This window comes from Armatimonadota bacterium (genome assembly GCA_031432545.1).
GTDB classification, from domain to species: Bacteria; Sysuimicrobiota; Sysuimicrobiia; order Sysuimicrobiales; family Sysuimicrobiaceae; genus Caldifonticola; species Caldifonticola tengchongensis.
The window spans coordinates 48,585-61,571 of sequence record JAVKGX010000011.1 but is presented as its reverse complement, the minus strand read 5'-3'; the positions used below and the strand labels follow the sequence as shown (position 1 = coordinate 61,571).

Below are 12,987 nucleotides of genomic sequence, written 5' to 3'. Positions count from 1 at the left end.
ATCGCCGCCGTCAACGTCGTCTTCCCATGATCTACATGCCCAATCGTCCCAATGTTCACGTGCGGCTTCGTCCGCTCAAACTTCGGCTTGGCCATCCCATCCCTCCGTGTCGGTGGTCCGCAACCATCCTGGAGCCCACGACCGGACTCGAACCGGTGACCTCGTCCTTACCAAGGACGCGCTCTGCCTCCTGAGCTACGTGGGCGACCAACGCAACGGCCCGGCACGTGCCCGCCGGGCCAGAAATCCGTGACGATTATAGCAACGGCCGATCGAGTGTCAAGGAAACCGGCTTCGTGCAAGGCTTTCGGCCTGGCGCAGGAATGCGCCTGCCACCGCTGGAATATGGATCTTAGACGTGAGAGGACACACTCCCACCGGAGGGCTGACCGTGAGCATACTGCTGTGGATCCTCATCGCGCTGCTGGTGTACCTGGTCTTTTTCGCAAGCGGCTAGACGCCCCCGTCTCGGAGGGTGGTGGGCGGGGTGGGACTTGAACCCACAAGGACCCTTTGGCCCAGCGGATTTTAAGTCCGCCGCGTTTGCCGTCTTCGCCACCCGCCCGTCCCCAGCCTACGCATTGCGCCCGCCGCAGGGCAACCCTATAATGGGGCGTGCAGCGGGCGGGAGTAGCTCAGGGGTAGAGCGTCTGCTTGCCATGCAGAAGGTCGCGGGTTCGAATCCCGTCTCCCGCTCCAGCCCCGAGAACCTATCGGCTACCACCCACCAGGCCCTGCTCCCTCCACTTCTGGAAGATCCTGCGCATCTGTCCGGCGGCGGCGTCGAGGGCACGCTCCGGCGTGTCGATGCCCTGTGCCACGCGCGCGAACATCACGTTCAGGATCCAGGTGTTGAAGACCTCGTCGATGGCGGCGCTCGACGGTCCCGGCCATCCGACATTGTGTGCCCATTCGTACGCCGTCTCGATGGTTGCGAGTTTGTCGGGACGGTCTCCCGCCGCCTTGCTGACGGGGTCGTCCCGGAGGTAGGCGAGCCGTTTGGCGCGCGAAATGGAGTTCTGGAACGTCGGGTAGTCGTACGCCTGGCTGGCCTGGAACTTGCCGGGCGGCCATCCCTCCCGCGCCGCAACGTCAGGGTCGAAGCTCAGGATCAGGTCGATGAGGAACTTCTTGGCCGCTTCCCGGACCGGCCGCGGGCGGTTCCGCCACAGCGTGTACACACCCATGACGTGCTCCAGACCTCTGGCTCCGGCTGGCCCCGCCGGAGCCCGCTCGGTGATCAACGTGTCCCGCGCGAGCAGGACGGCCCGGGACTCGTTCGGGTTCTCGCCGCGGCGGATGGCCTGTGCGGCCATGGACTGGGCGGTCCGGGTGATCGAGATCGCGTTCATCGCGATCGACACACGCCCGGCCAGGAACTCCTCGTTGTTGGACGCCGCGGTCCACGCAAACACGCCGGGGAACATCGTCTCATCGTACAGCGCCTTGACGAACCGCAGCGCGTCGAGCGTCCGCTGGCGGAACGGCGGCCTGTCGAGGACGACGTTGCCGCCCTCGTCCTGCTCGGACGTGCCCCACGAGTACATCAGCGCGCGCAGGAACATCCCCGTGTCGATCTCCTGCGACAGCCCCAGGCCGACGGGATGACCCATCCGCTTGAGCTCCCTTCCGGCCCATCGGACGTGGTCCCAAGTCACCGGGCCTGCTGCCGGCACACGGCGATCGCCCGTCACGCGGGCCGCCGCCTGGCGCCATAGCCATCCGCGGTAGTGCATCGGATCCGGCACGAAGTTGTCCGACACGCCGAAGTAGCGGCGCGTCACCGGGTTGAAGGTGCTCTTTTCGGCGAGCTCGATGTAGGGACCGACCCTGCGCTTGAGCTCCTCGATCACCTCGCGGTGTGCGTCGGCGTCCACTTGGCGCTCCAGCGTGGCCGGCGGCGTGAGGTGCTGGATGAGGTCGTGGCCGGGATCCGCGCCCGCCGCCACCCGCGCGGCCTCCCCCGCGGCGATCGCCGGGATCTCCGCGAGCCCGACGTGTTCCACCACGACCCGCACGCCGTTCCTCTGGCCCCATCGGGGTGCGAAGACGTTGTCGAACCACTCGTCGTACGGGGGAACGAAATGCCGCCACTGGAGGATCCGCAGCGTTGGCTGCTGGGCAAAGCTCTTCGAGGTGAACACGAACGGGCCGACGCTGGCCGCGGCCAGCCCCGCGCCCGCGAGCCGAAGGAACTCACGCCGGGTCATCCGGCGCCAGCGACCGTCTGCGACCTGCACCCACCGCGTTTCCTCCCGATCGTCCTCCATGCCCGCACCCCCTTTAGCGAATTGCGCCCGCGGTCGTGAATCCCGAGACGAATTTGTCCAGCACGAAGTAGTACAGGACCGCCACCGGCACGCTGGCCAGAAAGGCCGACGCCATCAGCGGCCCCCAATCGAAGATGTCCCCACGGACCATGTCCGCCGGGACGCCGACGCTGACCGTCTTCTGCGCCGTGTTCGTAACGAACGTCAGCGCGTACACGAACTCCTGCGCGGAGATCGTGAAGCTGAAGATCACCACCGCGACGATCCCGGGCACTGCCAGCGGCAGGGTGATCCGTAGGAACGACCCCAGTCGACCGTAGCCGTCCACCAGCGCCTGTTCTTCCAGCTCGCGCGGAATGGACTTGAAGAAACCCATGAGCAACCAGGTGGAGAATGGCACGGTGATCGTTGGGTAGACGACGATGAGCGACCACACCGTATTGTGGATGCCCAGGTCACTGACTACGCGCGCCAGCGGGATGAACAGCAGCGTCGGGGGCACCAAGTAAACGAGGAACATCGCGATCCCCAGCCGCGTGCCGTGTGCGCCGAGGAACCGGGACAGGCTGTACCCGGCGGGCAGGGCCAGCAGCAGGGTGATCACCACGACGGCGACCCCGATGATCGCGGTGTTGGTGATCCAGTTCGCGTACATCGTCTTCGTGAAGACGTAGTGCAGGTGCTCGAGCGTGGGGGGTTCGTTGAACCAGAACGGGTTGTTCGCCGGGTTGTACAGATCCGAGTTGCGCTTGAACGCCGTGATGAGCATCCACGCGAACGGGAACGCCGCGAAGACCGAGAAGAGCCCGAGGATCGCCGTCCGCCCCACCGACCGCGCCCGCCGCCGCCAACGACGGAACATCAGGTCACCTCCGCGCTGCGGGCGATCCGGAGGACCAGGATCGCGACGATGAACAGGACCGGGAACAGGAACAGGGAAATCGCCGCCCCGACGCTGAGGTTGCCGCCCACGATCCCTTTGAAGAACGCGAGGCTCGACAGCACCTGGGTGGTGTCGAACGGGCCGCCGCGTGTGAGGACGTACACGACCGCCATGTCGGTGAAGGTGAAGATCGTGCCGAACAGCACGACGACGCTGGTGATCGGCAGCAGCAGAGGCAATTCCACCTGGAACAATCGGCGCCAGAATCCGGCGCCGTCCACCTCGGCCTGGTCGAGCAGGTCCCTGGGCAGCGAGGTCAGGCCCGCGAGAAGCACGACGGTGGCGAACGGCAACAACCGCCAGACGTGCACCGTGACGACCGACAGCATCGCGAGGTTGGGCTTGCCCAGCCAGAACATGTTCGTGTCGTGGGGCAGCAGGCTCAGCTGCCACAGGACCCAGTCGATGACGCTGAACCGTGCGTGCAGGATCCACAGCCAACCGATCGTAGCGAGCGAGACGGGTGCGACCCATGGGAGGAGGATCAGGAACAGGACCAGCCCCTTGCCGCGGAAGCTCGCGTTGAGGGCCCGCGCCAGGACATTGGCGAGCACGACGGTTGCCAACTGGGCGGAGATCGTGAAGACGAACGTGTTCCTGACGGCGTTTTGGAACACCGGCGTCTCGACGACCTCGACGAAGTTCCTCAACCCGATGAAAGACCCGTAGGGATTCCCTGTCGTGGCGTCGCTCATGCTGAGGTAGAGGGCATACAGGAAGGGCAGTCCAACGAGGAGGGCGACGTACAGGAAGGCTGGCAGGATCAGCGCCGGCCCTAGGACCCGCTCCCGCCGCGCCCAGCGCCCGCCTCGGGCCAGTGCATCGGCCACGGAGCGCACCCCGACCGCCGCCGATCTCATGCGACGGCCTCCCCGCGGGCTGTCCGGTCGAGCGGAGGCGACACCGGATCCGTCACCGTACGCCTTGGGCCGCTGCAGCAGGAGTGCAGCACGAATTATACTACATCGACCTTGCGGGTCGACCCGGCGAGTCCGTGGCAGGTGGCAACAGACGATGTTACAATGCAGTTGCCCGAGGCGACGTAGCCAAGCGGCAAGGCAGGGGTCTGCAAAACCCCCACCCCCGGTTCGAATCCGGGCGTCGCCTCCAGGGTTCGATCAGCCGGCGGTCCAGGGCCGACGGGGCGGATCGTTCGTGTCGGGCTCCTGGCCTCCGCCCGCCGCCCGCGCTTCCCCTCGGAACAGCAGCCACAGGAAGAACGGCACGCCCAGCAGCGCCGTCACCGCCCCCACGGGGATCTCGATGGGCGGAGCGACCGTGCGCGCGGCGAGGTCGGCCAGCACCACCAGCGATCCCCCGCACAGCGCCGACGCCGGAAGCAAGACTCTGTGGTCCGGGCCGGTCAGGCGCCGCACCAGGTGCGGCACGATCAGACCCACGAAACCGATCAGGCCGGCGACGGCCGCGGAGGCCGCGGTCATCAGGGTCGCCGCGGCGATCAGCACCCCCCGCGTCCGCGAGACGTGCACACCCATCGACCGCGCTTCATCCTCCGAAAGCAAGAGCAGGTCGAGTTCCCGCGTGCGCAGCTGGGCCAGCACGTACCCGAAGACGACGAACGGCGTGGCGATCCCCACGTGACGCCATCCGCGGCCACCGAACCCGCCCATCAGCCACGCGAGCGATTGCTGCAGCGATCCGGATGCCAGGATCAGCACGACCGACAGCAGTGCGGCGAAGAACGCGCCGACGGCTAGGCCGGCCAGCAGCAGGTGTTCCATGCGCACCACCCCCCGGCGCCGTGCGATCTGGAACACCAACCCCACGGTGCACAGCGCGCTCGCGAACGCGGCGATCGGCACCGTGAGCCCTCCCGCTCCGAGGGCAATGGCGACCACCGCGCCCAGGGCGGCGCCCGCGGAAACACCGATCACGTACGGATCGGCCAGCGCGTTGCGGAACAATCCCTGGTAGGTCACGCCCGACGCCGCCAATCCCCCGCCGACGAGGGCCGCCAGCAGCACGCGCGGCGCGCGCAGGTCCGCGACGATCGTCCGCAACTCCGGCGGGACGGACGCCGGGTCCAGCAGGGCCCGGACCGTCAATGGCAGCGGCACCGAGACCGAGCCGACCGCCACGCCGGCTCCCACACTGATGGCGAGCAGCACCGCGCTGCCTAGGAGAACGGTCGCGCGCGACGGCTCCGGAAGCATTCAGTGCGAGGAAGGTCTCAACTGTGACCAACCAGGGAGAAGAACTCCGCGCGCGTGCGCGCATCGTCGCGAAACACTCCGCGCGTCGCGGAGGTGACGACCTTGCTGCCGGGCTTGCGGATGCCGCGTGCAGTCATGCACAGATGCTCCGCTTCGATCACGACGCCGGCACCGAGGGCACCCAAGCCTTCCACGCACAGGAAGTCGGCGATCTGCGACGTCAGCCGCTCCTGGACCTGCGGTCGGCGCGCCAGGATCTCGACCAGACGGGCGATCTTGCTGACACCCAGGATCCGGCCCCGCGGGATGTAGCCGACGTGCGCCACGCCGTGAAACGGCATGAGGTGATGCTCGCACATGCTGTAGAAGGGGATGTCCCTGACGACCACCATCTCGTGGTGATCCTCGTCGTCGAACCCGACCTCCAGCAGCTCGCGGGGGTCGTGGTGCAGCCCGGCGAACAGTTCCTCGTACATCTCGGCGATCCGCCGCGGCGTCTGGGCCAGGCCCTCGCGCTGTGCGTCCTCGCCGATCGCCTCCAGGATCTCCCGCACCGCCGCCTCGATGCGGGCACGGTCGAGACGTGCGGGACTCAGATCGTCGTTCCTCGTCGCGGCCTTCACGTCCATCCGTCGCCTCCTACATCGGCACGTTCTGCTGCGTGCGTTCTGAGTACGGCCTCCACGATCCGGGCGACCCGCACGACGGCGCGCACGTCATGCGCCCGGACGACGCGCGCCCCGCGCTCGATGGCCAGCGCGACGGCCGCGAGGGTGGCTTCCAGAAGCTGTTCGGCCGGCAATCCGAGTAGGTCGCGGAGGTAGTTCTTGCGGGATGTCGCCAGGTAGATAGGGTAGCCGAGGCCGGCGACCTCCGCCAGGCGGCGCAAGAGTTCGGCATCCTGGGCGGGTGTCTTGTCGAAGCTGAACCCGGGGTCGATCAGGATCCGGTCGGGCCCCACGCCGATCGCCCGCGCGGACTCCGCTTTCTCCCGCAAGAAGGCGCAAACCTCCGCCACGACGTCGCCCTCGACAGTGGGGGCCGGGACTTTGTGGGGGCCGCGGCGGTGCATGATGACCAACCCGGCGCCCGCGGACGCCGCGGCCTCCGCCACCTCGGGCCGCCGCAACCCGCTGACGTCGTTGATGCAGACCGCACCGGCCGCCACCGCCTCGCACGCCACAACCGGTTTGACGGTCTCCACCACGACCGGAAGCCCCACTTCGGCGACGATCCTCTCGACGAGTGGCACGACCCGGCGGAGTTCTTCGCTCTCATCGACCGGGGGTCCGGGCCGGGCCGACTCGCCGCCGACCTCGATCAGGTCGGCGCCCTCCGATGCGATCTCGTACGCTCTCGCCACAGCCGCTGCGGGGCTGGGGTGGCGCGCCGCGGCGTAGAAGGAGTCGTCGGTGACATTGAGGATCCCGACGACGTGCACACGGGACAGATCCAGGGCACGATCGCGCAGACGCAGAACCGAAGGCCCGGGCCACTCCACGAATTCCCATTGTACGGCAGCGGCCGGGCGGCCGCTCACCGTCCGTGATCCTCGCCCCCGACCCGACGCCGCTGCGGCCCATCGTCTCGGTCCGCATCTAGGCCTTTTGCGATCGCGTCAGTGATGCCCCAGCGTGCCGCCGACGCGGACGCGGCGGTCGGCGGCCCGAAACGCCACCCACCCGAGCCCGGCGGTCAGCAGCGCCAGAGCGCACAGGAGCACCAACTCCGTCCAGAACGGAAGCAGGGGCGTCGTCCCCAGCAGCGCGTGACGGATCCCGTCGAACGCGTAGGTGGTGGGCATCGCCAGTGCGAGCCACAGCAGCGGTGCGGGGAACGATGCCACCGGGACGCGGTCCCCGGACAGGAAGTTCATCCCGTAACTGACCATGTCGATCAGGTTGTTGGGGTTCTTGGCCACCAGGACGAGGGCGGCGACGGCGAGTCCCAACCCGTACAGGGCAACCAGGCCAGGCAGCAGGACCCATACCGCGCGCACAGCGTCGGGTGCGAAGCGCACGCCCAGCAGCCAGGATGCCGCGAGCACGACGCCTGCCTGCACAGCGGTGACGACCAGCATGTGCACCGACCGCCCCACCAACACGGCCCACCGCGGCGCCGGTGCCAGCCACACCGCTTCCAATGTCCCCGTCGTCATCTCCTCGTACAGGCTGAACCCAACGCCCCAGTAGGCCGCGTAGACGAACCCCGCGGCGATCCAACCCACGACCAAGAACGCTGCGTAGTCGTCGGTGCCTGCGTAGGCGGCCAGCCCCGGGAGGCTGCCGTCGACCATGAACGCCCGTCCGAGGAAGTACAGCGGCGGTAGCCAGGCGACGAAGTTGAACAGCTGCATCACCGCGTTGAACGGATAGCGGAAGTACGCACGCAGCGAGCGCACCGCCGTCGCCACGACCGCGCGCCATGCCATCAGAACACCCCCGTGGTACCCAAGGTCTTGACGCGCCGGTCGCACCATGCGAGGGCCCGTTGCCCCAGCACCACCAAGACCGCGCCGAAAGCCAGCAGCACCCCAACCGTCGGCAGCAGTTCGGGCAGCGCGGCCCCGTGAAGCCCGGCCAGCCGCACTCCTTCCACCATGTGCGTCATTGGCAGCCACCACGCGAAGGCCTGCATCTGCTGGGGGAGCATGGACAGCGGGTAAGTGATCCCCGCGCAGATCGTGAACACGCCACGGACGAAGAACACCGCGGCCTGCGCCTCCTTCGCCCACAGCACCAACGATGCGAACAACACGCCGAAGCCGTACAGCGCCGGCATGGACGCCGCCAGGACGACGGCGACCCCAAGGGCGTTGCCGCGCCACGAAGCGCCCAGCAACAGGTCGAACTGCAAGAACGTCACCGCGAATCCGACGAGCGATCCCGCGGACGACGCGACCGCCCAGCCCAGCATGACCAGCGATATGGGGGCGGGTGTCGCCCAGACCGCTTCCAGCGTGCCGCGCCACTGTTCCTGCCGCAGCGACATCCCCAGGACCCACAGTGACCAGTTGAGGATCATCCAGGTGGCGGTTCCCAGCGCGAGGAAAGTCGCGTAGTCCGCCGTGCCCGCCGAGGAGAGGAAGCCGGCGGCCGCGCCCTCGGGGCCGGCCAATGCGCGCGCAGTGAACACCAGACCGAAACCGAACAGCACCGGCCACAAGAAGAACGCCGCCACGAACAGCGGGTAGCGCAGCCACATCCGCCACTCGCGCAGCGCCGTGGCGCCGACCACACGCAGCGCGCTCACGCGACCTCCTCCCGCAGGGTCCGTCCTGTCAGCGCCAGGAACACGTCCTCCAGCGTGGGCTCTGCGACCCGCACGTGCTGCAGACGGGCACCGTCGGCGCTGACCGCACCCACCGCGGAGGCGAGCACGGCCCGGGGGTGGGCGGCGAGCACCCGGTACCGCACGACGCCTTCGGCACCCTGGTCGTGTGCGACCTGCTCGACCCCCGGGATCGCCCGCAGGGCCCGCGCGGCCGATCCGTCCCCGCCCACCGCCTCCAGTTCGATCGCCTTCGTGCCACTCAGGCCGCGCTTGAGGTTGACGGGGGTGTCCAACGCGATGATCCTCCCGCGGTCGATGATGCCGACGCGCTGGCAGAGCTGGTCAGCTTCTTCCATGTAGTGCGTGGTCAGCAGGACGGTCTTGCCAGCCCGGTGCAGTTCCCGCAGCAGATCGCGCAGGTTCCGTGCGGCCTGCGGATCGAGGCCGATGGTCGGTTCGTCCAGGACCAGCAGGGGCGGATCCGGCAGCAGGGCGCGGGCCAGGATGAGGCGCTGGCGCATCCCGTGGGAGTAGCGCTCCACGAGTTCGTCGGCCCGGTCCGCCAGATCCACACGACTCAGCACCTCCTCGATGCGGCCGCGGGTCTGTCGCGGCGGGACGCCGTACAGGGCCGCGAAGTACTCGAGGTTCTCGCGCCCGCTCAGCTTCCAGTACACCGACCGCTCGCCGGTGAGGACGGCCCCCAAGCGGGCGCGCACGTCGGCGGGCCGGCGCACTGCGTCGTAGCCGAGCACGCGCACGGTGCCGGACGTCGGCTCCAGCAGCGTGCAGATCATCCGCACGATGGTGGTCTTGCCGGCGCCGTTGGGGCCCAGCAGGCCGAAGAACTCGCCCTGCGGGACGTGCAGCGTCACGCCGTCCACGGCGGTGAGGGTCTGGGGTCCGCCCCCGCGGAAGGGCCACACGCCCTGCCGGCGTTTCGGGTACTCCTTGCGCACGTCGTGCAGTTCGATCGCGTTGATCATCTACACTCCTGCAGCCGACCCAGGCGTAGCCGTCGAGCCTTGACGCCGAGCTGGATTGGTCGTGGGACGGCGCGGCCTGCTATTCGACGGTAACCTGGATACGGTCGCCCCGGTGGTCGGTGACATCGACGATCGCGCCCTGGGCTCCGCTGTCGCGGACCTCGGTGACCAGCCGCGCGAGGTCAACCTCTCCTTCCTGCGTGGTGACGCGCAGCCCCTTGGGCAAAAACCGCAGGATCATGTCCGCGACCGCCAGAGGGAGCGCGACGTTCATGTCGTCCCCGCGGTGACTCGTGATGCGGACCCGCAAGACGCGGCTGCGGCCCGCCGACGCCCGCTGGAGGTCGGCCTCCAGCGCCCGCAGCAGCCTGTCGGCTTCTTCGACCGACAACCTGCCCTCGCGCACCATCTGCAGGATCCGCGACCGCTCTTCCATCAGGTCGCCTCGCGGACGGAGATGTCGCCAGCTAGGGCGTGGATCGACACCGTGGCCTGGCCCGATCCGACGACGCCCTCCACCGCGGCCCGGGACCGCTGGACGATCTGTGCGGGGATCGACCAGTCCACCTGACCGCTTCGGGTCTGGGCGCTGACCCTCGCGTCGACGCCCGGAGCGATCAGTAGGTCGACGTCTCCCGACACCGTCTCCAGCGCTACTTCCGCATCGGAGGGCAGTGCGACGATGCGCACCTCCACGTCCCCGGACATCGCCTTCGCCCGGGTCGATCGGGATCCGCGCACGCCCAGCTTGAGGTCGCCGCTGTAGACGAGCGCCTCCACGTCGCCCGAGCACTCCCCTACCTCCGCGTCCCCGCTCATCACCTTCAGCTGGGCGTGGCCCACGACGTGGCCGGCCGCCAGGTCTCCGTGCAACACCTGCGCGACCAGCTCCCCGCCGACCCGTCCGATCCGCGCGTCGCCGCTGGCCACGTACAGGTCGACACGGCCGGCGACCTCCTCGGCACCGAAGTCTCCGCTGAGGACCCGCAGCACACACGCGGCCGCTTTCCGGATCTGCACGTCCCCGCTGTTGACGGATCCGCGGATGGCTCCGCGGTGGGAGCCGATCTCGAGGTCTCCGCTCTTGATCTCGACCTCGAGGTCGGCCGCTAGACCGTCCGCCCGCACGTCGCCGCTGTCGACGTCGACTGCGACGGGCGCCCCGTCGGGGACGCGCACGACGAGGTCCACCCGAAACCGAACTCCGGGGTCGGCGCCGACCTCGACGACGGCGTCGCCGTCTTGCGGTCGGAGCCTGACCTCGATACGGTCGAGCAGAGACCGGGCGGTCTGCTCGTCCCGGAACCACGCCTGCCTGCGGGCCTGCACGTGCACCTGTGTGTCGGGGGAGCGCTCGATGCGCACGTCTCCGCGCGGGTTGCGCACCCGCAGGCGTCCGCCGGGGCCGAGCGGATGCGACAGGCCAACCTCGTCGGCGGCCGACGCCAACCCGAACAGGCCCTGTACCAGTGCGGATGCCGAAACCACGCCCCCGCCCTTGATCTCCTCCTTCAGCCGCCTCAGCGCCTCGCCCACCGAGGGGCCGATGTCCGCCACAGCCTCGCGCACCGCCTCGGCGACCTCACGCCCCAACGACGCCCAGCTCGGGCCGACCCGCCCCTCCCAGCCGCGACCCGGCCCCGGGCCACGCCGGGCGCCGGACGCCTCCGTGGCCTGATCCTGGTGCGCCCGCCGTTGCCCCTCCTCGGTGCTGTCCCCGGCCGGTGCCGCGCCCAGCCCCTCCTCGCCCAGCGCCTCCAGCAAGGCCTCCGCCTCTTCGACCGAGACCTTGCCGTCGCGCAGCATTTTGAGCACCATCAGGCGTTCGTCACTCATCGCGCCCTCCCACGACGGAGACCATCTCCATCATCGCCGTCGCTGCAGCAGCCGGATCGCTTCGTCGGCACCGATCTTGCCCGCCTGCAACTGGTCGAGGATCTCCCGGCGTCTTTGTGCGTGTTCCACGTCTCGGGCGGGCTCGACCGCGTAGCCCATCGCCTGCAGCACGGCGTCCAGCCGGCTACGGACCGTGGGATACGAGACTCCCAGTTCGCGCTCCATCTCCTTGATGTTGCCACGCACGCGCAGGAAGGTCTCGACGAACCGCAACTGCTCGTCGTCCAGCCGAGCCAGCTTGGTCAGCGCGAAGCGGCCCTCGACCGCGGTGTGACACCGCCCGCACTCGAGGCGGACGACCTCCAGATCGTCACCGCAGACCGGACACCTCCCGATCAGGCGATTGATCACCGCATCCTCCGCCCGCGACGTGGACCGTACAGCCGCGTTTGTACGTATTCAAGCCAATGGTTTGATATCTGTCAAGGAAGACTTTGCATATATCAAAGACACTACTATACAATGCCGATCACGAGGACTTGACACGGTCGTATGTTCGCATATCGGGTGGCTTGCGGTGCCCCATGCGGAGCCGTTCGTGGACACTGTTGACGATCGCAATACCCAGCAGGATCAATCCCAGGCCGCCGGCGACCTGACCGGTTACGGGTTCGGCGAGGACCAGCCACCCCCACAGGACCGCGGTCGCCGGGTTGATGTAGGTGACGAGCGTGACCTGCGTGACACCGACGTTCTTGACGAGGTGGAAGTACAGCAGGTAGGCGATCGCGGTGCCGCCCAGCGAGAGGGCGAGCAGCGAGGCCAACGGCGCGGGCGATACCCGCGCCGGCAGGCCGCTGGCGACCGCGAAGGGGATCAGGAACACCGTGGCGCCCACCAGGGAACCCACGGCCAGCACCGCGACGTCGAGATGTCTCAGTTTCCGGCGCGCGTACAGGATCCCGGCCGCGTACAACCCGGAGGCGATCACAACCGCCAGACTGCCGACTAGGTCGGCTCGGGCGACCGCGCCCAGATCTCCGCCGAGCAGCACGACCACCCCGACGAATCCCAGTGTGACGCCGATCACACGCGGCCAGGTGAGCGGCTCTTCGCCGACCAGCTGTGTGAGGATCACCGACCACAGTGGGGTCGTCGCGTTGAGAATCGAGGCCGCAGCACTCGTGATGTGGAGTTCGGCCCAGGAGATCAGCGTGATCGGGACCGCGGCGTTGATCGTGCCCAGCAGGACGAGCCGCCCCCACGTGTGCGGATCGGACGGCAACCTCCCGCCCCGCAGGTAGACGACCGGCAGCAGGACCACCGCGGCCAGCCCCAGGCGCAGGGCGACCAGGGTTGCGGGCGCGAACTCGCGCACCGCGATCTTGATGAACAAGTACGACGTGCCCCAGATCAGCCCGAGGGCGACGAGGACGACCCAGTCCCTAAAGCGCAACGGAACCTCCCGCGCCGCGGCGCATCCGATCTGGGACCGCCGACCGGCG

14 protein-coding genes and 4 tRNA genes are annotated in these 12,987 nt (G+C 68.6%); 2 read left to right on the top strand and 16 right to left on the bottom strand.

All coding sequences use genetic code 11. The features are described 5' to 3' along the window. The 3 genes from QN163_09570 to QN163_09560 all read right to left on the bottom strand — a co-directional run. The coding region (locus QN163_09570; protein MDR5684257.1) for a GTP-binding protein at positions 1-95 on the bottom strand (95 nt) is incomplete at its 3' end. A 34-nt stretch (positions 96-129) separates the two neighbouring features. Next, positions 130-205: transfer RNA gene (locus QN163_09565), tRNA-Thr, on the bottom strand. A gap of 271 nt (positions 206-476) precedes the next feature. After that, a tRNA-Leu gene (locus QN163_09560) sits at positions 477-565 on the bottom strand. 59 nt (positions 566-624) lie between these two features. Here QN163_09560 and QN163_09555 point away from each other — a divergent pair. Beyond that, positions 625-699: transfer RNA gene (locus tag QN163_09555), tRNA-Gly, on the top strand. 11 nt (positions 700-710) lie between these two features. Here the strand turns inward: QN163_09555 and QN163_09550 are convergent. The 3 genes from QN163_09550 to QN163_09540 are packed head-to-tail and all read right to left on the bottom strand — an operon-like array spanning position 711 to position 4,073. Beyond that, positions 711-2,270 (bottom strand): twin-arginine translocation signal domain-containing protein, encoded by a 1,560-nt coding sequence (locus tag QN163_09550; GenBank protein MDR5684256.1) that lies wholly within the window; start codon positions 2,268-2,270, stop codon positions 711-713. 13 nt (positions 2,271-2,283) lie between these two features. Further along, entirely contained in the window at positions 2,284-3,132 is an 849-nt protein-coding gene (locus QN163_09545) for a carbohydrate ABC transporter permease (GenBank protein MDR5684255.1), read from the bottom strand. Next, on the bottom strand, positions 3,132-4,073 hold the full coding sequence (locus QN163_09540) for a sugar ABC transporter permease (protein MDR5684254.1): 942 nt from the start codon (positions 4,071-4,073) through the stop codon (positions 3,132-3,134). The genes QN163_09545 and QN163_09540 overlap by 1 nt, the downstream gene beginning before the upstream one ends. A 176-nt stretch (positions 4,074-4,249) precedes the next feature. On the opposite strand from QN163_09540, the gene QN163_09535 reads away from it, so the two are divergent. Beyond that, positions 4,250-4,323: transfer RNA gene (locus QN163_09535), tRNA-Cys, on the top strand. Positions 4,324-4,331: 8 nt separating this feature from the next. Here QN163_09535 and QN163_09530 read toward each other — a convergent pair. The 10 genes from QN163_09530 to QN163_09485 form a co-directional block, all read right to left on the bottom strand. After that, positions 4,332-5,387 (bottom strand): iron ABC transporter permease, encoded by a 1,056-nt coding sequence (locus QN163_09530; protein MDR5684253.1) that lies wholly within the window; start codon positions 5,385-5,387, stop codon positions 4,332-4,334. Between the two features lie 17 nt (positions 5,388-5,404). After that, positions 5,405-6,016: a GTP cyclohydrolase I FolE gene (gene folE, locus QN163_09525; GenBank protein MDR5684252.1), complete on the bottom strand. Its 612-nt coding sequence runs from the start codon at positions 6,014-6,016 to the stop codon at positions 5,405-5,407. Then, positions 6,007-6,927: a dihydropteroate synthase gene (gene folP, locus QN163_09520; GenBank protein MDR5684251.1), complete on the bottom strand. Its 921-nt coding sequence runs from the start codon at positions 6,925-6,927 to the stop codon at positions 6,007-6,009. Before folP ends, folE begins: the two co-directional genes overlap by 10 nt. Positions 6,928-7,005: 78 nt before the next feature. Beyond that, a complete protein-coding gene (locus QN163_09515; GenBank protein ID MDR5684250.1) occupies positions 7,006-7,818 on the bottom strand; it encodes an ABC transporter permease in 813 nt (270 codons plus the stop codon). Continuing rightward, entirely contained in the window at positions 7,818-8,639 is an 822-nt protein-coding gene (locus tag QN163_09510) for an ABC transporter permease (protein MDR5684249.1), read from the bottom strand. Before QN163_09510 ends, QN163_09515 begins: the two co-directional genes overlap by 1 nt. Then, complete coding sequence (locus QN163_09505) at positions 8,636-9,646, bottom strand: ATP-binding cassette domain-containing protein (protein ID MDR5684248.1); 1,011 nt, start codon at positions 9,644-9,646, stop codon at positions 8,636-8,638. The genes QN163_09510 and QN163_09505 overlap by 4 nt, the downstream gene beginning before the upstream one ends. A 79-nt stretch (positions 9,647-9,725) precedes the next feature. Further along, positions 9,726-10,082, bottom strand: a complete 357-nt coding sequence (locus tag QN163_09500; protein MDR5684247.1) for a hypothetical protein — start codon at positions 10,080-10,082, stop codon at positions 9,726-9,728. Next, a complete protein-coding gene (locus tag QN163_09495) occupies positions 10,082-11,482 on the bottom strand; it encodes a DUF4097 family beta strand repeat-containing protein (GenBank protein ID MDR5684246.1) in 1,401 nt (466 codons plus the stop codon). Before QN163_09495 ends, QN163_09500 begins: the two co-directional genes overlap by 1 nt. A gap of 30 nt (positions 11,483-11,512) precedes the next feature. After that, entirely contained in the window at positions 11,513-11,893 is a 381-nt protein-coding gene (locus QN163_09490; protein MDR5684245.1) for a DUF2089 domain-containing protein, read from the bottom strand. A 118-nt stretch (positions 11,894-12,011) separates the two neighbouring features. Next, on the bottom strand, positions 12,012-12,938 hold the full coding sequence (locus QN163_09485; GenBank protein ID MDR5684244.1) for a DMT family transporter: 927 nt from the start codon (positions 12,936-12,938) through the stop codon (positions 12,012-12,014). Positions 12,939-12,987 lie beyond the last annotated feature (49 nt).